Source organism: Streptomyces sp. NPDC041191, assembly GCF_055591945.1.
On sequence record NZ_JBVIZC010000015.1, the window covers coordinates 27,209 to 49,483 of the forward strand.

The 22,275-nt window shown below is 76.4% G+C and carries 2 protein-coding genes; both read right to left on the reverse strand.

Annotated elements, in window-relative coordinates; all coding sequences use genetic code 11:
* Nucleotides 1-30: 30 nt before the first annotated feature.
* Nucleotides 31-21,891, reverse strand: coding sequence for a lonely Cys domain-containing protein (locus ACZ6AQ_RS26355; RefSeq protein ID WP_468762948.1), 21,861 nt, complete (start codon nt 21,889-21,891; stop codon nt 31-33).
* The gene (locus tag ACZ6AQ_RS26360; protein WP_468762950.1) at nt 21,892-22,260 is read right to left on the reverse strand and encodes a hypothetical protein; all 369 of its coding nucleotides are present in this window, start codon (nt 22,258-22,260) and stop codon (nt 21,892-21,894) included. It lies immediately after the preceding gene.
* Nucleotides 22,261-22,275 lie beyond the last annotated feature (15 nt).

A 22,275-nucleotide genomic window follows, 5' to 3' on the forward strand; every position in this document is an offset into this window, starting at 1 on the left:
CCCTCCGCACGGGCGTCCGCCGGGCCGGCGTCACGCCCCCTCCCCCCGGACGCCGTCCCCGCCGTTCCCGGGCCTGCCCCCGGCGTGCTCCCCGGAACCCGGTCCCGGCGGCCGGTCCGGCGGCGCGGGGCGCGCCCGCCCCGGGCCGGCCGGGCGGGCCGCCCCGGCCAGGTACCGGTCGCCGTCGCGCACCAGGAGGACGGCCGGGCCGGTTCCGGCGCCGTACTCGGTCACCGTCCCGTCCGGTCCGGCGAGGGCGACGGCGGCGCCCGTCTCGCGGGCGGCGGCGGACAGGACGGCCGCGTGGACCGTGTGGACGGCGGCGGCCGGGTCGAGGGCGTACTCGGGGAACGCGGCCAGCAGGGCGAACCGCTGGAGCGGGGTGAGCGGCACGTCGCGGAGCGGCAGGGTGTCGCCGCGCATGACCGCCTCCGCCGCCTGGCCGGGCGGGAGTTCGACGCCGATGTCCTTCAACGTGCCGGTGCCGACGTCGAGATCGCCGTTCAGGTCCGGGCCGGGGGCGTCCGGCAGGTCCGCTCCGGTCACCCGTCCGACCATCCGGCCGAGCAACGCTCCCCCGGTCGCCGGAGGTTCGAGGCCGGACGAGCGCAGGGCGTGCGCCAGCGCCTCGCCGAGTCCGTCCCCGGGCGCCTCGACGGCGTGCAGGTCGAAGACGGTGTCCCGCAGCCGGGCGGTGGCCGGGCCGGTGCGCTCGTAGGGGCGGTCCGGCCGGCCGGCGGGGGCCCGCGCCCCGTCGTGCCCGCCGAACGCCTCCGTCCGCGGGGCGGGCGGACCGGCGGCTGCCGTCACCGGTGCGACCGGGACGGTGGTGCCGCCGGTGACGACGACGTCGGTCACCGGCTGGTAGCCGGGGGGCGCCGGCCGGACGTCCTGCGGCCGGACGAGCGCGAAGTCGGCCGCGGTCAGCGGGTTGCCCGCGGAGTCCGGTTCCAGGGCGACGGTGGTCCTGCCCGTCGCCGGATCGGTGTGGAGCGTCGGCGTGCCGTACGCCGCCCACAGGGGGCGGCCCGTCAGCAGGGCGCCCTGGCCCGGCAGGCTGTCCACGACCGGTTCGCCGGGGCGGGGCCGGGAGCCGGGGACCAGGAGGACGCCGGGGTGGCCCAGGGAGAGGTGGCCCGTCCCCGCGTCGCGGTACATCAGTTCGGCGACCTCCTCGTGCGGTGCGGCGACCCCGCGCACGTCGACCCGGTCGCCGTCACGGCGGTCCGCCCGGTACAGCCAGGGCTGTGCGGAACCGGGCACCCCGGGGCTCCCCGTGTACCAGGGCGCCGGGACCGTCGAGTCGGCCACGAGCGTGCCGTCGGGCGCGCGGCGCAGCAGGGTCAGGCGCGACGGGTCGAAGTCGACGGTGCCGGCCGGGCTGCCGGTGTGGTCCCGGCCGATCACCGAACCGTCCTTGCCCCGGATGCGCGTGGTGTCCGCGTACGCGCCGCTCGCCTCCAGGAAGGCGACGGCGACCTCCCGGGGCCGGCGGGGGTCGCGCCCGGCGGCGACGGCGAGGCGCGTGAGCTGGAGGAAGGCGTTGCGGTACTTCGGGTCGGGCGCGTCCACGTGCAGGACGGCGGCGGCGACCCGGTCCACCTCGTCGTTCCCGCCCCGGGTCTGGAGGGCGCGCAGCGTCTCCCTCGTCCTGAGGTCGGCCCACAGCAGCCGCGACCGTTCCGCGGGTCCCACCCGCGCGGATCCCGGCAGGCGCAGGACCCGGACGACGAGGGCGTCGACGGCGGGGTCGTCCGTGAGCCTGCCCACGGCCTCCACCACGGCCGGAATCGGAACGTGGTCGGAGAGCCGGGCCGCCGGGTCCCGGTCCAGCCGTTCCGCGGCCCGCAGCAGCACCTGTGCCCTGGCCTCGCGGTCGAGGGGCGTGCCCGGCGCGTGCCGCTGGTGGTCGGCCTCCGCGACGCGGTCGAACAGCTCCACGGTGAACAGCGGCAGCCGCGCCAGCGCGGGGTCGTTGCGCGCCATCAGGTCCAGGGCGCCCGCGCCGCGCAGCAGGGCCGGATAGGCGTCGGTCCGCCACTCGATCCCGGCGCCGAACTCCAGGCGGAGCAGACGGACCAGTCTCAGCGTGCGCTCGCGGACGTCGTCCGGGGCCGGTCCGGGGTCGCCGTGCAGCCCCGCCGCGCGGGCGCGCTCGTCCAGGTCGGCGCCCTTCGGCTCGGGCAGGACGCGGTCGAAGCCGTACTCGGTGCCCCGGACGTCGATGTCCACGCCGATGTACTCCCCCTGGGGGGTGGAGACGGCGGCGAGGACCCGGCGCCGGGACGCGTACACCACCACGTTCTCGTCGTCGGCGAGCCGCTGGGCCTCGCTGGACGCGGCCAGCGGGTCGGGGACGAACGGCGGCGGGCCGTACGGGCCGGTGAACGCGCCCGCCGCCCCGGCCTGGCCGCCGAAGCAGACGATCTTCACGACGCGCTTCTTGCCGCTCATGCTCGGACGCCGTCGCAGCACCCCCGAGGTCTGCGGGCCGCTCGTGACGACGGTCCCGCCGCCCTCCACCGACCACGCGCTGCGGTCGGGCATGCCGTGCCGGGCGTCGAAGTACGGGTCGTCGGCGGGATCGTCCGTCCACCAGGGCAGTTCGACCGGTGCGCCGAAGGTCCGGGTCACGGGGTCGTAGTGGACGAAGTGCGTCGCCCGCGCCACCTTCGTCGCCATCAGGGCCCTGCGGCGCAGGGCCTGGGGGTGCTCGGTGAGCGGGACGGACATGCGCCCGGTCGGGCGCCGGTCGCGGCCGATGACGGGCAGGGAGACCACCTGGTGCTCCCACTCCTCGCCGCCCGGCGCGGGCGCGGCGGACAGGGTGGGGTCGCTGAGCAGCCAGTCGCCGACGATGCCGAGGCCCGGCGTCGTGTCGCGCCCGATCCCCGTCCGGCCGGGCCTGCCGGGGAACGGCCCGAGGACCACGCCGCCGCTGGAGGACCAGACGGGCCGGCCGAGGCCGACGGCGCTGTCGCGCGGCAGCGTGGCGCTCCCGGCCGCCGCGTACGGGACGAGCATGAGCAGGGGCACGTCACCGGGCAGCCCCTTCAGAACCGCGTCGTGCGCGAGCAGTTCGGCCACGACCTCCTTCGCCGCCCGGCGCTCGAACCCGCCCCGGCCCCGGACCACGACCGTGGCGGGGTCCCCGTCGGCCACCAGCGCGTACGGGGTCGGCCCGCCGTGCCATCCGGCGGGCACGGGGGCGTCGAGGGCGAACGTGCCGTCCGGCCGGCGTACGGCGTCGTGGACGGTGTCCAGGTCGACGGGCAGGGCCGGCGGCCGGCCGGTCCAGTCGATGCCGCTCAGCCCGCCGGGGGTGGTGAAACGGACCTCGTCGCTCAGCGCGCCCTTCAGGTAGAGGTGGAACGCGGCGAGCCGGGCGAGCCGGGTGGCGCCCGTCATCGCCGGGTCCATCGCCACCCGGAACAGCTCGGAGTGGTCGCCGCGCGTGACGGGCGCCCGCGCGTCCAGGCTGAGCACGTGGCGGGCGAGCGCGTCCAGGTCCAGGGGACCGCCGCGCAGGGCCGGGACGCCGGCGCGCAGCGCGTTCAGGCGCCGCAGCGCCTCCCGCGCGCCCGGGACCGGCCGCTGCCCGAACAGGGTGTTCATGATCGAGTCGTAGTGGGCCTCGGGGTCGTACGGGGCAGCCGTGGCGGTCCCGGTGCCGGCTCCGGTGAAGGACGCCTCGGCGTGGACCGTGGTGAAGGCGGGCGGCGTCCCGTCCTCCACGGGGACGGCGAACACCTTCGGGGCGGGCGGGGAGTCCGGGGTGTCGTCCGGGCCCGGTGCGGCCGGGGTCTCGTCCCGACCCGGCGCGGCCGGGGTCTCGTCCGGACCCGACACGGCCGGGGTCTCGTCCGGGCCCGGTGCGGCCGGGATCCCGACGGTTGTTCCTGCGGCCGGAATCCCGGCGGGTGTTCCGGCGGGTGTTTCGACGGGTGTTTCGAGGGACGTTCCGGCGGGTGTGAGGAAGGGCCGTACGGCGGTGCCCCGCCGGGGTGCGAACGGCGGGCGCCCCGGCTGGTCCGGCGGGACGGAGAGGGTGCCCGGGGCGCCGTACTGGGTGCCGAAGGCGGCCTTGCTGGATGTCCAGGGCCGGTTCCGCCGCTCGCCGAACGTGCCGGGCCGCGCGTCGGGGGAGACGTACGAGATCGTCCCCGCGCGCCGCCCGGAGTCCGCCGCCCTTCGCGGGCCGCCGTCCTCGCCGGGTCCGGAGCCGGGATCGACCGAGACGGTGCCGGCCGTCCGGCCGTCCGGCGCGGTGACGGGAAGGACGTACGCGTCCCGCTCCCAGTCCCCCGGCGTGGTGACCGGCTCCACGGGCGCGGGCGGGATCGTGACGAAGGTGCGGCGGGGCTCGCCCTCGGCGCCCGCCAGGCCGAACACCGGCCCCAAGGCGTGCTCCTGAAGCTCCATCACTTCCGGGACGCCGCCGGTGGCCACCACGGTGCGGCGCAGCCGGGTGGCGAGCGTCGCGGGCCCCGTGCGGTCCTCGCGGGCGAGGCCCGGGATCATCGCCGCCACCGGGGCGCCCGCCGGCATCCCGGTGAGAACCGGGTCGAGGGCCAGCAGTTCGGCCAGTACCTCGGACGGCACGTCACGCGCGAACCCGGCACGGCCCCGCACCGGGTGCCGGTCCCCGCCGGAGGCCACCAGCAGGTAGACGTCGGGCGCGGCGGCCCAGGGCGCCGGGGCCGCTCCGCCGACGGCGTCGCCCCGCGGCCCTCGGGACCGTACGGCGGTGGTGGTGAGGTCGAGGCCGGCCGGGAGCGGGACGCCGGTCCAGTTGACGCCGTGCGGGCGGCCGTGGGCGTCGGTGACCCGGAAGCGGTCGTCGAACGCGCCCCGGTCCACCAGGTGCAGCGCGCTCAGGGCCGCGAGGCTCGCCGGGTTCCGTGCCCCGGGCGACGCCGCGAGCCGGACCAGCTCGGCACGCAGGTCACCGGTCACCGGCTCTCCGGGGTCGAGCAGCAGGACGCGGCGGGCCAGCCGGTCCATGTCGAACGGCCCGTCGCGCAGTTCGGGGTCGGCCGCGCGCAGTCGGCCGAGCCGGGTCCGGGCGAGCTGCTCCTCGGGCGAGGGCGCCGCCGGGGCCGGGGAGGGACGGAGCCCCCCGGCCCGGTCGTGGCGCCGGCGCCGTCCCCCCGGCCGCTCGTCGCCGGACCGGTCGCGGGTGCGGGTGCCGGGCGCGGCGCGGGGGATGTCGGCGGGATCGGCGGGAGCGCCGGAGGAGGCGGCGTCCGGGGCCGTGGCCGTGGCCGTGGCCGTGGAGGAGCCTGCGGGCGTCGCGGCCGGAACGCCGGAGGGCGGGGCGGGGACGAAACGGGGGCGGGCGTCGCTGCCCTCGTAGTGCTCGGTCCCGGTCCCCGGATGTCCGGCCGACGGCATCCGGGCGCTGCGGAACAGTTCGATCTCCCACGTGGCGCTCTCGGGACCGATCCCCCGCGTCAGCCCGCGCTGCGCCGTGCGCCCGTCGGCCCGGTAGCGGTACCAGGCGATGTCCATCCGTACGCCGAAGGCGTGGGCCAGCAGGTGCGGGAAGACGTCGCCGACGTCGGAGTTCCAGTGGTTGTTCCAGTCCAGGACGGCGGACCTCAGGGCGGCCAGCTCCGACCGGTCCAGCGGGGTGTGCCGGAGGACCAGGTGGCGCAGCTCGCCCAGGAGCGCGGCCCGGCCCGGGAACTCCCTCCGGTCGGGCACGGGCACGCCGAGGCCGGTCAGCCGGACCACGAGGTCCCCCTCGTCCAGCGCGTGCAGTTCGGCGGCGAGCCCGCCGGGGGCGGAGGAGCGGAGCTGGACGACGATCTCGGCGGGCAGCCTCCCCCCGCTCGCCGTCAGGTAGTCCGCCACGAAACGCCGCAGGGCGGCCAGGACGTGCCGGTCGTCGGGGCGGGGCGCGCCCGTGGCGGCCAGGTCGTCACGGACCCGGCCGGCGTCGGAGAGCCAGGCGTACGCGGACAGGTCGGCGGCGGACCGGGCCGGGCCGGAAGCCTCCGGAGGCCCGAACAGCCGGTCCCGGACGAGCAGCGGGTCGCTCGCCACGAACGCGTGCAGCAGGCAGCCGCCGTCCGGGGCGACCGGCAGCGCCCGCCCCCGGGCCCAGTCCGGAGCGGTGTCCGCCGGGGTCGTCATGACCGGGGTTCCGGAGGCGGGCTCCGGCGGACGCCCGGACGGTCGCTCCGGCGGCTTCTCCGGCCGGGGCGTACCGCTCGTACCCGGTTCGCCGCTCGTGGCCGACGCCGTGGGGGCCGGGGACATGGGGGCCGGGGACATGGGGGCCGGGGGCGTGAGGACCGGGGGCGTGAGGGCCGGGGGCGTGAGGGCCGGCGTCGTGGGAGCGGGGACCGGCCGCGTCTCCGGGGCTGTGGACTCCGGGCGCGCCCCGGGGATCACGGGCAGCACGGGCGCCGCGGGCATCGTGCGCGGCGGCACGCGGCGCGGGCGTTTGGCGGGCCGTGCGGTGCGGGGCGTCCGGGCCGGGCGCTTGGCTCCCGCGCGGACGCGGGGAAGCGGGCCACCGGTGGGCGGGCGGAAGGGCCGGACGGCGCCCGGCCGTACGGTCACGAGGTCGGCGACGGTGCGGCGGCGCCCGTCCGCGTCCGGGGCCAGGGCCACGGTGGTGCGCCCGTCCGGACCGGTGAGGAGGTCCGCCCCGCCGTACGCCGTGTGCGCCGTGACCCCGGTGGCGCGGACGACGGCGTCCAGGAGCGCTTCGGCGGCCGGTGCCGCCGTGGCGGGGTCGGTGGCCGGGAGCAGCAGGACGATGTCGCTCCCCTCGGGGCGCTCCGGATCGATGTACAGCAGATGGGCGAGGTCCTCCGGCGGGATCCGTCCGGACAGCACCCCCTCGCCCAGGGGGCCGGTGAGCCCGACCAGCCAGGGCCTGCGGCCGTCCTCGCGGTGCCACGGCGCCTCGCCGGCGACGCCGTCGGGGGACGTCCCGTCCGCTCCGGTCCCGACCAGGGTGACCCGGCTCGTGTCGACGTCCAGGATGCCGGGGGACCCGTCCAGGTCCCGGCCCGCCGGCGAGCCGTCGGGGCGCCGGACGACGCGTTCCGGGGCGAACGAGCCCTGGGTGGCCAGGCGGAACGTGCCGATCCGCATGCTGCTGCCCAGGTCCACCTCGACGTTCCCGGCCCGTTCCAGCAGGCGCAGCAGCTCCGGGCGCCGGGCCGGGTCGGGGGCGGCGAGGTGCAGGACGCGCGCGGCGAAGGCGTCCACGTCCCGGCCCACGTCCCGCAGGGCCGTCACCCCGCGCCGCTCCAGGACGAATCCTGCCAGCACCGCCAGGCTGGGCACGGCGGCCATCTCCGGGTCCCGGGCGGCGGCCAGTACCTCCCGCATCTGCTCCATGGTCACGACGCTGTCGGGCGGGAGCAGCAGGACGTGGCGGGTGAGCACGGCGAAGTCCGGCGGTCCGTCCGCGAGTTCGGGGACGTTCCGTCGCAGCTCCTCCAGTCGTTCCACGGCGTCGCCCAGGCCGATCCGCCGGGAGGGCGGGAGGACGCCCGTACCGGGCGGGGGCGTGTCCGGTCCCGTCGTCAGCGGCCGGTTGACCGTGGGGCCCTTTCCGCGCAGCAGGCCCCCGTGCTTGGGCGTGCCCTTGCCGCCGGGCGGGCCGGCCGGGTCCACCACGGTCGCCGGAGGGAGCGGGAGAGGGAGAAGGGGGGCCGGGGCCGGCGGCGCGGCCGGGCGGGTGGTGCGGAAGTCGCGGGGGCCGCGCGGGTTGACCGGCCGGCGGGGCACCGCCGCGAGGAAGTCGCCGCCGCGTTCGTAGAGGACGACGGCGTTGCCCGCGTCGCCGGACGCGGTCCCGAAGGTGTCGAAGGTGCCGTTCTCGTGCACGAGCGTCACGTGCAGGCCCAGACCGTCCGCCACCGTCGCGGCGGCGAGCAGCGTCGTCTCCCGGTTCCAGCGGCGGGCGGCCAGCAGGTGCGCCCTGATCAGCCCCTCGCGCACCCGGTCGGACAGCGGCGGGAGGGCCGCGGGGAGCCGGCCGCCGCCGCGCCGGAACTCCCGGAGGAGCCCGTCCTCCAGGGGCCGCTCGATCCCGGCCCCGTACAGCTCCTCCTCCGTGAAGGTCGCCCGGGGGTCGAGCCGGGCGCCCGCCGGCAGGGGTGCCGAGGCCGGCACGCCCGCCGGGTCGCCGGTGCCGGGCGCGTTCCCGGGGTTCGCGCCCCGGGCGATCGCGAGGGCGGAGTGGAACCCGTTGCCGCTCCCGGCGGGGGGTTCCACCAGGTCGTGGACGTAGCCGTCGGGGTCGGTCAGCGTCCGGGGGTCGGAGGCGGCGTCGAACCTGGGCAGGTCCGCGTACACCGCGTCGTCCAGGCCCTCCCAGGTCCAGGGGCGGGTGGCGTGGGCGGTCAGCAGGGAGTCGTCCACCGGGGTTTCGGGCTTCGGCGGGGGCGGCGGCCCCTCGGCCACGGCGTCCGCGTCGACGGCCCGGAAGCGGCGGTCGGCCAGGTGGAGCACGACGCGCTCGGCGTCGTCGGACAGCGGGACGTCCGGGTCGGGCGGGAAGTCCTGGTAGGTGCCGTCCTCCCGGACGACCCGTACGCCCACCCCGTACCGCAGGGCGGCGAGCGCGGGCAGGACGTCGGCGGCGGCGTGGTTCCAGCCGGTGTCGTCCGCGGCGTCGGCGGCGCGCCGCAACTGGGCGGCGGCGAGCCCGCGCCGCTGGGCGGGGCTCAGCGGCTGGTGACGCCGGTCGGGCGTCGGCCGGTCGCCCGCCGAGTGCGGGACGACGCCGAGGGCGTCGAACTCCCGGCGCTGCGGGGTGTCGGCGCCCAGGTCGAGGGCGGCGGCGTCCAGTTCGGCGGCGGTGAAGGTGTCCGTCTCGTCCGGGGCCAGGTGGGCGAGGAGCGGCGAGTCCAGGGGCAGCCGGCCGACCGTGTCGGCGAACACGGCCCGCAGCCCGGCGGGTTCCAGGGGGTTGCCGTCGGCGTCGGCGCGGGCGGCGGGCAGCGCCCGCTGGAGCGCGCGGTAGAAGGAGTCGTCCGCCGGGACGTCGTGCAGCCGGTGGGTGGTCCCCCGCGGGGACCTGAGCGCGGGAGCGCCGTCGCCGAGGACGGTGACGGGGGTGTAGCGCGGCGGCTCCCCACTCTCGGGCTCCTCGGTCCCGGGCTCCTCGGTGATCGTTTCGAGGCCGCCCGGCGTCGTCCTCGCCGTGGTCTCCGGCCCCGGTTCCGGCATCGCGGGTTCGGGCACCCCGCCGCGGGTCGTCCGGGCGCCGGGCGCGCCCGGCGGGTCCTCGGGCAGCCGGTACCACCGGGTCAGCCGGTCGGCCCCGGCCCGCAGTCCGTGGAGGGTCTCCGCCGCCGCCTCCGCCTTCTGTTCCTGGGCGCGGATCGCGTCGAGGCGGGTGTCCAGGGAGAGCCGGGCCGCGCGGTACACCCGGGCGGCGGCGTGCGCCGCGTCGCGCGCGCTCGCCACGCGTTCGTCGGCCGCGGCGCGCCGCCGTTCGAAGGCGAGGCGCGCCTCGGCCGTCATCCGGTCCCGCTCACGGCGCCGGACGGCTTCGACGTGGGCGTCCGCCTCGGCCAGGGCCCGGTGGGCGGACGCGGTCCGCGCGGCGAGGGCTTCGTGCCGCGCGGCGGGGGCGTCCTCCGTCAGGGTTTCCAGCAGGACGTCCCGGTAAGCGCGTCGCGCCCGCGCGGCCGCTTCGGCGGCGGCCCGCACCGCGTCGCCCGCCGGCTCGGGGAGGCCGGCCGGGTCCTGCCGGAGCACCGCACGGGCCTCGGCCGTCGCGGCGTCGAACTCCCTGCGCGCGGCGGCCCGTTCGGCCAGGGCCTCCCTCCTCGCGGTCCGCAGGTCCCACCGGGCCGCCGCGCGCACCGTCCGGGCGGCCTCGGCCTCCTCGTGCAGATCGGGCAGGCCGCGGCGCAGTTCCCAGTACGCCTCGTCCTCGTCGGCCCACGTCTTGGCGGCCTCCTTGACCTTGTCCCAGGCTCCCGCGACGGTCTCGGGGAAGGTGTCGTCGGTGATGAGGCCGAGGTGCCGGGCGACGTCCTCCCGCACCCAGGCGAGCACCTGGGTGCGCGTCTCGACGGCCTGCGGGCCGGGGGCGACGCCGCCGAGGGAGCCGAGGAGGTGCTCGCGGAGCCACTTGACGCCCGAGAGGTCCTTGAACTGCCGGTGGACCTCGGCGACGCTCAGCCAGGTCGTGGGGATGGCGAAGGCGAAGACCCGGCCCGTGCTGGGCTTGACGTTGACCTGGCGGGCCATGTCGTTGGCGATCACCCGTCCGTCGCTGTCGGAGGTGTCGGCGCCGGTGCCGGAGGCCCCCGGGTTGGCCGCGCCGACGTTGTCCGACTTCAGGGCGGGGGCGGCGCCGATGGCGGTGTTGTGGTCGCCGCCGTAGACGGCGGTCTCGTTGTCGCTCTCGGTGATCCGGGTCGAGGACTCCATCCGGGCGCCGTCGGCGACCGCCAGGAGCACCGCGCCGGAGAAGTCCGGCCGGGAGAACACCCGGAGGGTTCCCTCCGAGTGGTCCGAGAGGGCGTTCTCGACCAGGCCGCTGGTCTCGTACCCCGTGTCGGCCGAGGCGTGCTCGAAGAACGCGGAGAGCGCCCCGGGGCCGTGGGAGTCCTCCAGGACCTGTGCGGAGCCGGTGCCCTCGGCGGTCAGGGGGGTGATCCGCGCGGTGCGCAGCGCCCGTTCCAGCTCCTCGCCGCCCAGCCGGCCCGAGACCCGGGCCAGCCGGTTGTCGTACGCCCTGCCCAGGGCGAGGGTGCTCGCGGCCAGGACGTTCTCCGCGCCGACGATGTTGCGGACGTGGAAGCCGTTCTCCGGCGGGACGAACGGCTTCCGCGTCCCGTCCGGCAGGTCGACGGAGCGCCAGGAGTCGAGGTCGCCGGTGGTTCCGGCGGGCCGTTTCAGCGGGTTGTCGTCCCCGGTGAGCACGGTCACCTCGGCGGGCGGGTCGTCGATCTCGGCGGGTGCGAGCCGGTCGGCGGGGTCCGCCGGGGCGCCGGGGGCGGCGGCCGGGCGCATCAGGCTGAGCGGGACGATCTCCCGCTGGCTGCCGACCTCGCCGTTCTCCTCGATCCGGCGGGCACCGCGTCCCCAGCTCTCGTCGCCCCGTTCGCGGCCCAGTTCCATGGTGATGCGCAGCCGGTAGCGGGTGGCGTACTCGGCGTGCGGTTCGCTGGTGTACGAGGTCCACAGGCGGCCCCGTGAGCGGGACCCGCTCGCCGCGATCGTCTGCCGGTTGGAGCCGGTCTCGGTGAGGGAGGGGCCCGCCATGGGCGCGCCCGCGTCACCGGTGTGGACGCCCTCGGTGACCGCCGTTCCGGCGTCGCTGCCCCGCCCGGCGAGGAAGGCTTCGTCGAAGGTCTCGGTCGCCCACCGGTGGTCCTCCAGCTCGGTGCGCGGCCAGAGCCGTACGAACTCGGCCTCGCCCACGGGTTCGAGCCGCACCCGTACGCGGACGTCGCGTCCGCCGATCCGCACCCGCTTCCAGGCGAAGGAGCTGATGCGGGCCGTCACCGAGGAGCCGGTGCCCTGCATCTCGCGGCGCAGCGCCCGGGTGACGCGGGCCGAGGTCAGCCGGTGGATCGCCTCCCGGCTGTCCTCGTCGAGGCCCAGCCCGTCCAGGCGGTTCGCGAACCGCTCCACCACCTGACTGGTGTCCAGGGCGTTGACCGGGTAGACGGCGAAGGGGGCCCGGTGGAACCAGCCGGGCCGGAGCCACCGGCGGCGGGTGTAGCGGGGGCCGCCGCCGAGGGCGTCGCCGTCGATCAGGCCGAGCTGGTGGGCGACCCGCTCGGGCAGGTGGCCCAGCCAGCCGCCCTTGACGACCTGGCGTTCGCCGGCCCAGTCGTGCAGTCTGCGCACCACCTTGCCCAGCGGGGAGAGCAGGCCCGAGGAGCGGGTCTCGACGGCCACCTCGTGCTCGGCGTCGCCGACGGCCAGCACCTGGTGTCCCTGGTCGACGCGGTTGATGTCCGAGGTGACGGTGCGCACGACGGTGCCGCTGGTTCCCCGGCTGCGCCACCACGGCTGCCAGGACGCCCCGTAACCGCCGGTCACGCCGGGGCCGTTCGGGTGGGAGTGGCCGTAGACGGCCGTGATGCCCGCGTGCTGGGTGAAGGTCCTGCTCTGGCCCCCCGACGCCTTGGTGGAGCCGCCGAGCGTCAGCTCGGTCTCCATCGGCTGCGGGCGGGTCAGCGCCCGCACGTCGGTGATCCGCATGCGGTGGACGACGGTGGCCAGCCAGTCGAGGTACGGGCCCTTGCCGAACAGTCCGGTGGTGCGCGAGCCGGTGGCGGAGGCGTTCTGGTCGGCGTTGGCGGTGAGGAACTGCGGCTGTTCCGGGCGGACGGCGGCGTCGTGGGCGGGGGCGCCCTCGCGGGTCAGCTGCCACCTGCCGTGGGACGCCTTGTCCAGGGCCCGGTCCACGATGCCGCGCTCGTCCCGTACCTGCTTCGGGGCCACCACCGACAGGGTCTGGTGGGGCAGTCCGTCGAGTTCGCCCGGTCGGTGGCCGCCCTCGGTGGACGCGTCGAGGAGTTTCCTGGCGTCGCGCCGGCTCATCGGGGTGCGGACGACCGGCTCCGGGTCCAGGTACGGGTTGGCGGCGCCGGGGGCGTGCGGGTCGGTGGCCGGGGAGTGGTCGGCGGGGACGCTGAGCAGGACCTTGCCCAGGACGGCGGGGGTCCCGGCGCCGCCGCCGATGATGTCGCCCCGGCCCTTGGGTCCCCGGACGAACCACTGGGTGCCGAGGACGCCGAAGCTGACCAGGCCGCGCAGGAGGCTGCGGGGCCGCCAGTAGCCGCCGGTGCTGACCGTGAGGGCCAGGTCGTAGGAGTAGAGGTTGCCCGGCCTGGTGGTGATCGCCATGGGGTCGAACGTGGCGGTCGAGCCGTATCCCGACTCGTCCCGCGTCTGCCATCCGGCCTGGTAGCCGCCCTGGCCGGTGAGGGCGTGCGCGGCGAAGCCGATGTGGTCGGTGGCGGCGTCCCGCAGGGCCAGGACGCCCACGAGGCCGACCTCGGCGCCGTGGACCGCCTGCCGGGTCTCGTCGAGGGCGGTGGCGCCGGGGGCGCTGTGCCGCAGGAGGGTGTCCGTGGGCGACACGTAGGCGCGGCCGGTCAGTTCGGCGTCGATCCAGATGTAGTAGTGGCCCCGGGTGAAGCGGCCGGGGTCGACCAGGCCGATGCGCAGGCCGGTCCGGCTCATCGCCTCCAGGTTCCCGGCCATGCTGTGGTGCGAGAGCGCGTTGATGACGGTCAGGGTGTTGTGCAGGACCATCTGGTAGTGGTTCCGGTTGCGCCACCGCTTGTCGCCGGGGTCGCCGAGGTCCTCCAGGCCGGCGACCATCGTGGGGTACCGGGCGGCGACGGCGGTCAGCACCTGCCGGGTGAAGGAGTCGAGCCGGTTGCGCTCGGTGAAGGCGGCGGACGGGCCGTCACCGGCCGGAGCGCCGTCCCCGTCCTCCAGCGGCACGTGGTCGTGGTCGGTGCCCTGCGGGAACCGTCTGCTGTAGCGGCCGTCGGCGTAGGTGAACTGCACGGGCCGGGACATGCCGAGGGTCGGCGGGTGGTCGGCGGTGAGGTAGGCGGGGGCGTACGGCACGGTGCTCCCGAAGACGTTCTCGTCCTCCATTCCGGCCAGGCGGCGCGCCTCGGTGCGCGTCATCCGGTCCAGGCTCCAGGTGGTGAACGGGGTCGGGCTCGCGTCGCCGGTCTTGCGGATCCAGACGGTCTTCTCGACGCGGTACAGGTCGGTGGTGACGTTCTTGGCCCGGCCGACGGAGCGGACCGCGCCCGAGCCGCCGGTCGTCGCCGAGCGTCCCCGGACGTGTCCGACGCGCGCGCTGACGCCGAACTGGAGGCGGGGTTTGACCTTGTCCATCCAGCCGGAGACGAAGCCGAAGGTGGGCAGGGTGAACGTCGGGCCGACGAAGAGGGTGAAGTCCTTGGAGCGCGCCCTGGTCTGCTTGCGGGTGTTCTGGAGCGTGAGGAAGGCGGATTCCCGCATCTCCGTCTTGTCGGTCTCCGTGGCCAGGACGGCACGGCCCGGGACGACCCGTTCGATGACGAAGGCGCCCAGCGGGGTGTTCTTCTTGTCGTCGGCGAACAGCGGCCTGCCGGGTACGGCGGACTTGGCCAGCCGTCCGGAGAGCTGGTGGAGGTTCTGGGAGGACAGGAAGCGGTCCAGCTCGCGGTAGGCCGAGGAGCCGGGCGCGGCGCCGATCCGGGCCACCGCCCAGTCGCGGATGGCGGCGGCGGGGCCGAAGTCCTCGGTGATGACGAGCCGGTAGTCGGACTCGGGACCGAGGGCGAGCGTCCTCGGGGTGCGGCGGGGCGCGGCTTGGCGGGTCGCGGCCTCCGTCAGACGGGCCAGCAGCCCGTGCCGCACGCCGAAGGCGAACTCCGCGTCCGGCGCGGCCTCCCGGGCGGGCCTGGCCCGCCAGCCGGTGCCGAGCGCGCCCTTCCGCGCCGGGCGCGGTGGTTCCGCGTCGGTGACGCGGACCTCGACGTACGCGTCGTCCAGGTGCGGGTGCGAGGTGTCGAGCCCCCGGGACTCGCCCACGTTGAGGACCTTGTCCTGCGTGCCGTACGTGACTTCGCGGACGCGGCCGAGCCGTACGCCGAACCGGCCCCAGAGCGAGATGGGGCCCGGCTGCGGTCCCAGGGGGACGGTCGGCGCGAACTGGCGGGTCTGGCCGATCGTCTTGGACCCGCCGACGGTGGCCTGGGCGCGGTAGGCGTTGTCGACCTTGGTCGGTGAGGCGCCGTCGGTGAACTTGGTCCACTCGCCGTAGTTGCGGATCGTGACGCGCAGGGTGCGCAGCCGCCCCGACGCGGTGCGGTAGACGAACTCCCGGCCGTCGCCGGCGAAGGTCTGGGGGCGTTCCCGCACGGCCCGCCGGACCCGGTCGAGGACGGGCTCGTCGATGCCGCCGCCGCGCACCCGGCGGCGCTTGGCCGGCGCCCCGGCGGGGGCGGTGTCCGGGCCGAGGGCCGTCAGTTCGGCGCCGACGCGTTCCGTGATCCGCTCGATGCCCCGGATGTGCACCTCGCTCTGGCCGAAGGCGATCGGCAGGGGATCGCCCGTCCCGCCGTCGGTGAAGCCGAGGAAGCCGTCGACGTAGCCGGGCAGCCGGCTCTCGTCGGTGAACACGCTGGGCCGGTGCACCCGCGGCGGGGGGAGCATCCCGGTGTCCACGCGTGCCGGGCGCCGCTCGTCCAGTTCCTCGTCGATCCGCACCCCGGCGGGCCTCGGCCGGGGGTTCTGGCCGGGGGGCGGGGTGGGGCCGGGCGACGAGGGCGGCTCGGACGGCGGCGGGGGCGGGGGCGGCGGTACCTCGGCGACGACGAGCGCGCGCTCCGGACCGGGCGGCGGGGGGTCGAGGAAGGACGGGCGGGTGCCGCGGCCGGGGGCCGGGGTCTCGATCTCCAGGGTGGCGGCGGCGGGACGGGGAGCCGGGGTCCCGGTCTCCGGAGTGGCGGTGGCGGGACGGAGGGCCGGGGGCCCGGTCTCCGGGACCCCGGTGCCGGGGGCCGGCGTCCCCTCCGGCGGGCGGGACGCGCCGAACCCGACCGTCACCCCCGGCGCGGTGGCCGCCCGGTCGTTCCCGGACCGGCCGTGGACGGCCAGGACGAAGTCGCCGGAGGTGAGCCGGTCCCCCGGCGCCACGTCCCGCTGGTAGGAGTCCAGTTCCTCGTCCAGGCGCGCCAGGAACCAGGAGCGCGCCGCTTCGGCACGCGCGCGGCCGGTCCTCCGGGCCCGCGCCGCCGGGCCCTCGCCGTACCCGGTGAACCTTCCCTCCGGCAGCGGCCGGCCCGCGTGCCGGGCGTCCAGGGCGGCCAGCGCCACCCGGTGCGCGAGGCCGTCGAGCTCCGCCCGCGCGGCGTCGGTCAGCGCGCGGGACCCCGGTGCGAAGCCGAGGCCGGTGGGACCGGTCGCCGCGCCCTTGCCGCCGGGCGGCGCCGCGTGTGCCGCCCCGCCGGCCGTACGGGCCGGGGCCCCCCGCCACGAGCGGAGCATCCGGGTCAGCGTGGTGTCCACCACGGTCGGGTCGATGCCCCGGGGCGCGGCGTACTCCGCGATCGTCCGGCCGAGTTCCGCGTAGGTGAGGGCCGTGCCGCGGGCCCGTTCCCACGCTCCGAAGCCCTCCAGGAGTTCCCGGAACTCGACCGTCCGGTGCGGGGCGGTGTCGATGTCCGCGCCGTGCGTCTCCCTCAGCAGCCGGACCCACCGCAGCGTCCGGTCGGCCCTGTCCTGCCAGTCCGCCGGCAGGCCCGCCACACCGGCCCAGGCGTTCAGGCGCGCCCACTGCGGGTCGGGCCGGAACTCCACGACCCGGTGCCGGGGCGCGTCGGGATGGTCGGTCTTGACGATCCGGGGCGGCATGCCGCCCTCCGCCGGGTGCACCGTGACCTGCCCGTCGAACGCGAACACGGTCCTGCCGGTGCGGTTCGCGAGCGTCTGCGCCGCGAGGGCCGCCGCCAGCCGGTCCTTGTTCGGGGCGGGCTCCGCCATCTCGCACCACACCAGCCACACCGGTGCTTCCGGCGGCATGGCCCGCAGGACCGGGTCCCGGGCGAGCAGCCTCCCGATCTCGTCGGGGGACACGACCTTGTACCGGTCCAGACCCCGTACGGGCAGCACCGCACGGCTCCTGTCCCCGTGCCCGACCACGACGTAGGCCCCGGCCAGGGACCGCCCCAGCGAACGCAGTTCGCTCTCCTTGGGAACGGTGACGGAGGGGAACGCCTCGTCGTAGTCCGTGTAGTGCGCCACGTCCGACACGGTGCGGAGGCCGTCCTCCAGGAGCGCCATGTCCGTCTCGTTCAGGAAGGCCCGGACGGTGAGCTGCTGCCCGTCCGACCGGGGCACCATGTACGACAGGATCTCGTCGTCCGCGTACTCCTGGCCGCCCGCCGCTCTCACCCGCTCCGCGGACCCCCGGTCGGCGCGGCCCGGATCGCTGGGGAGCCAGCTGCCGACCGGTGTCCTTCCCGGGGCACTGTTGGCCAGGACGAGCACCTGCTGCCCGCCGCCGTCGCCGAGCGGCTGCAGCCGGACCTCGCCGCCGGTGGACCAGACCCGCACCCCCAGCCGGTCCGCCACCCACCGCTCGAACGGCATCGTCCCCCGTCCGGTGGCGCCACCCACGACGAGGACCACCGGGGCGCCCGCCGGCCGGGCCGGGTCGTGGCGGAGGAGCTCCACGAACTCCTCGACGTCCACCTCGACGGTGTCCCCCCGGCCGTCGCGCACCACCAGCGAGCCGTCGGAGGTCTGCTCCGCGAAGACGGCGTGGGCCCCCGGAGTCCCGCTCCACGGCGCGGCGGAGACGTCCCACCCGCCGTCCGCCGTCCGCCTGGCCACGCTGTCCAGGCGCAGTTCCCGGACGGGCCGCCCCAGCCAGTTCCGCCCGGTGACCGCGCCGCCGGGGCCGGTCACCGCCGTCGCGCCCTCCAGGGCGCCCCGCCTCTCCAGGCCGTGGGCCGCGATCGCGGCCAGGCTCCCGGCCCGGCCGCGCCGTCCCGCGCCGGACGCGAGCGACAGGAGCTGGAACGCCGCACGGGCGTCGAAGGGGGCCCCCGCCGGCATGTGCAGCACCCGGCGGGTGATCCCCTCCAGGTCGAGCCCGCCGGTCCCGAACCGCCGGTCGGTGGAGCGCGCCGCGTCCACCAGAGCGAGCGAGTTGACCATCTGCGCGAAGTTCTGGTCCGAGGCCGCGTCCGGTCCGAAGACGCCGTGGAGCACGTGGGCCAGGTACTCCTGGTAGTTCTGCCGGCCCGCCGGCGGCGGGGGGAGCGGGGAGGTCTCCGCCGGGACCGCCGTGTCCCCAGGGACCGCCGTGCCCGCCGTGCCCACCGTGTCCGCCGTGTCCGCCGTCAGGGTGGGCACGGGTGCCGGTTCCGGATCGGCCGGGGGCACCGGGGCGAGGTCGTGGGGGTGCGGCCGGTGGACGCCTTCGGCCCGGTCCCAGAAGGCCCGGTACGCCTCGTGGACCCAGTTCTCCTTGCGCGGTCCCGCGAGCTGGTTGACCCGCGCCTCCCCGGCTTCGGAACCGGGCCCGTACAGCTTCCGCAGGAGGGGCAGCAGCGTCTTCTCGTGCTGTTCCACCCAGGCGGCGCCGTTGTTCCTTCGCCGTCCGGTGTAGTCGTCCCGGCCCGCGTTGGTGCCCAGGTAGGCGTTGGTGAGCTGGGCGAAGTACTCGTACTCGTCCAGGGAGGAGTAGTTGGGCCGGGTGCGCCGGCCCGAAGGGTCGCGCAGCGGGCCGTCCGGCCAGGCCGCGGCCTGGCCCCGGGCCAGCCTGGCCAGGTAGGCGTCGCGGACGAGTTCCCTCTCGTCGGGGGTCAGTCCGTACCGGTGCACGGTGTGGGCGAACTCGTGGGTCGTCGTGGAGTACCCCTGCGCGTGGTTCTTCCCCAGCGGGGTCACCTCCCCGAGCAGGTTCTCCTCGGTGACTCCGGTGACGCGCCCGGCGCTGACCCCGCGCACCTCCTCCCACCCGCGCCCGTCGGCCGTCCTCCCGCCCTTCAGGTGCCGGAAGGCGTCCAGCTCGGTGATCGCCTCGTCCTTCGCCACCACCACCACGCGGGCGCGGCTCCTCAGCAGCCTCGCCGTCACGTCGGGGTCGCGCAGCATGCGCGCGACCAGGGGCACCACCTGGCTCCGCGCCGACACCGGCCGGTCCACCCCGGCCCCGATCTCCACCATCAACCGGGCCGCGGTGTCGGCGAACTCCTCGCCGGTCAGCTCCCGGCGCAGCGTGTCCACGAGGACGGAGTCCGACGCCAGCGCCTCCCGGTCCGCGGGCGACAGGAGCGAGAGTTCCCGCGAACGTTCGCCGGGGGTCAGCCCCGGCAGTCGCGACGCCAGGTCGGCGACCGGCGAGGGCATGGCGGCGGGCGCGGCGGGCGCGGTCTCGCCGGTGCGCGGGACCTTCGGGGAGGCCGAGAGAGCGGGCCCGGGGGTCGGGGTGGTGGCGACGGGCCCGGCCGGGACGGACGACGGACCGTCCGGGGCCGGTGCCGGGATCGAGGCCGGGGTGGCGGGGGCCGGCCTCGCCGGAGCGGGCGGGGGTTCGGCCGGGAGGGCACTGGAGGTGGTGGCAGTGGTGACGGTGGTGGTGGCGGTGATGACGGTGGCGGTGGCGGTGGTGGCGGCCACCGGCGGGAGCGGCGTCGGCGGGAGGACGGGGGACGACGACTCGGTGACCGTCACGGCCCGGAGCGGGGCGGCGGGGGTGGCGGCGGGGCCGAGGGAGGCGCGGAGCGCGGCGGCGAGCGCGATGCCCGAAGGCGCGTCCGGGCCGTGGGCCAGCAGATGGTCGGCAACCTGCCGTACGGCGTCCCGGTGCGTGGCGTCGGCGTGCCGGGAGTCCGCCAGGACGGGGCCGGGGGACGGCGGTACGACCAGGGCGACGGCCTTCTCCCAGGCCCGGTCCACCTCGGCCGGGGCGGGGCGCTCCACGACGGGCGGGACCGCCGCGCCCCGGGGCGCGGCGCCGTCCGCCGGGGGCTGCGGCGGCGCCGTCGCGGGCCGCCCGCCGTCCCGCAGCGCGGCGTCCCTGAACTCCCCGTACGCCGTGTCCCACATCCGCAGCGAGGCGTTGGCCGCCACGGCGTCGAGCACGGCGGGCCACGGCGTCGGCTGCCGCGCCATCAGCAGGCGCGCCCGGTCGAGCGGGTCCAGCGCGGAGAGGGGTACGGGATCGCCGGCCGCCGCCGGGTGCCGCCCCGGGTCCGGCGAGATGCCCGCGTCGCGCAACTCGGCCCGGGTGGCGACGGCGTCCGGTCCATGCGATCCGGCCAGTTCCTCCACCAGGGTGTCCGACAGGTCCTCGGGGGCGAGCTGCCGGGCGATCCACTCGCGCTGGAGGCCGTCGCGGTGGACCTGCGGCGCGGTCTGGCCGGGGGTGCCCGGGAAGGGAGCGGGGGCGGTCCGGGCGCCCGGAGACTCGGACGGAACGCCGTTCTGCCGGTCGGAGTTCTGCCAGTCGGAGTTCTGACGGCCGGTGTTCTGCTGGTCGGAGTTCCGCTGGTCGGAGTTCTGACGGGGGCCGTTCTGCCGGCCGTTGTCGTCCCGGTGCGCGGTGCTCGGCTGGTCGGCTCCGGCGGGGGGCGAGCCCTGCGGGGAACCGGCCGGTCCGCCGACGCGGCCGCCGGGCGTGTGCGTACCGCCGGATGCGTCGACACCGCCGGGCACGTGGAGGCCGCCGGGCGCGTGGAGATCGTCGGGCGTGTTGACGCCGTCGGGCGTGAACAGGGGCTCCGATGCCTTCGCTTGCTCCGCCCGGGTGTCCGGAAACACGGAGTTCCCCGTCTTCGGCGCTGCCGGGAGACCGTTGGTGGCGGTGTCCGGAGCGGCGGGGAGCGTGAGGTCCCGGACGCCGGGGGCCGTCCCGTCGATCGGGTCCGGGGTCTTGAGGTGGTCCGGCGACTTGAGGTGGCTCCCCCCGGCGCCGTTCAGGGGCGCGGTGTGCGGCAGCGCCGACGGAGAGACCCGCGGAATGCCGGAAGAAGCGGAAGAATCGGAGGAATCAGAAGAAGGGGAGAGGGAGTCGGTGTCCGCGATCGACCCGGCGTCCGAGCCGTCGAAGACGTTCGGCGGCCTGCTCGACGTGTCCGAACCGCCGTCCGGGTCGAAGAGGCCCGACGGCCCGCGCGACGCGTCCGGCACGCCGTACCGGCCCGGGTCGTGCTCGTTCGCCGGACCGGTGCCGCCGTGGGGGACGGGTGGCGGCGGGACCGGTACGGACGGTGGTGTCACCGGGGTGTGGCCCGCCGTGGGGACCGGCCGGACCGATGCCGGGGGCGGTACGGCGTCCGTGGCCCCGTGGCCCGTCGTGCTCCCGGAGGGGCCGCCGGACGCCCCGTCGAGCCGCTCGCGCAGGATGTCGGCGGAATTCTGCTGGTAGCGGGTGAAGAGGTTGCCGTCGGGAAACAGCTTGGAGTGCAGGCCGTGGTACGTCTGCTCCAGCGGTTTGCCCATGAAGATCTGGGAGATCCCGCTGAGGCCCGCGCCCACGAGGTCGGTCCAGTCCCACTTGCCGAGCACGATCGCCACGGCGATGGTCTCGCCGAACCCCTCGGTCAGGAAGGTGGTGGGCAGGTCGTACGCGGCGTTGTTGGCGTTGTTCCGGGTGAACGGGTTGTTGAAGCGGATCTCGAACTTGCCGAACACGTCCTTGCCGAGGTTGTTCTTGAAGGTGTTCGAGAGGGCGTTCTTGAGCGAGTACGCCCAGGTGCCGAAGTGGCCGATGAAGAAGCCGGCGAGACCGCCGACCGCCGCCGAGATCCCGACGTCCTTCCAGTTGATGCCGTCGGGCCCCACCCCGGCCGGGTTGACGGCCATCGACAGGAGCTGGGCCGCCAGGTTCTGGATGGCCTCCTCGAACGCCTCGGACAGGGAGGGGAACGCCTGGACGTACCGCAGGAGGCGGTCGATCGCCATCAGGATCGCCAGTCTGGCCCGCATCCGGGCCAGGATCATCTCCGAGACCGAGGCACCGCCGGTGAACACGGCGAGCGCCTCCAGGAGCGCCAGCTCCAGGATGAGCCAGAAGACCTCCATGATGATCTCGAAGTGGGCCTGCTGGATCTGGACGGCCGCCTTGCCCCGGTCGTCGGTGAACCGGTCGAGCTGCACGATGAACCGCTGGAGGATGTCGCCGCCGTTGGTGTTCACCAACGAGGACAACGACTGCTCGTAGGCGTCGGCCACGTTGGGCGGGAGGTACCGCTTGCCCGCCTGGATCGAATCGAGGATCTCCTGACGCAGCTCCCTGAGGCCGGACGCGAGGTCCGTGTAGGAGTCACGGCTCTCCCACGCCAGACCCGCCTTCGCCTGCAGCGGCTTCGCGCCGAGCAGGACGAAGAGCATCTTGCTGACGTCGTCGGGATACTCGATGTCGAACATTCAGCGCTTCCCGTGACCGCCGTCGTCCTGGCTGCCGGCGTCCTGACGGCCTCCGTGGAACGCGTCCTTGGCTTCCTGCTGGACGCCCTCGATGCTGCCGAGGCTCTCCAGGACGGCCGACTGCAGGCCGGTGAAGAAGCCTTCGAGGGCGTCGAGCAGGCCGGTGCAGCTCTCGTTCTGCTGGGTCTCCTGGTCCTTCATCCGATCGTGGAAGTCGTCGTCCCAGCCCTTCCACAGGGCGGTGCCCTGCACCGTGCGGTCGAACTGCGCGCGCAGCTTCCCGGGCCTGCCCGCCAGGCCGCCGATGCGCCGGGTCGTCTCGCGCAGACCGTCGGTGTCCGCCTCGTAGTTGTTGGAGAAACCACTCATCGTCCGTCCCCCTCC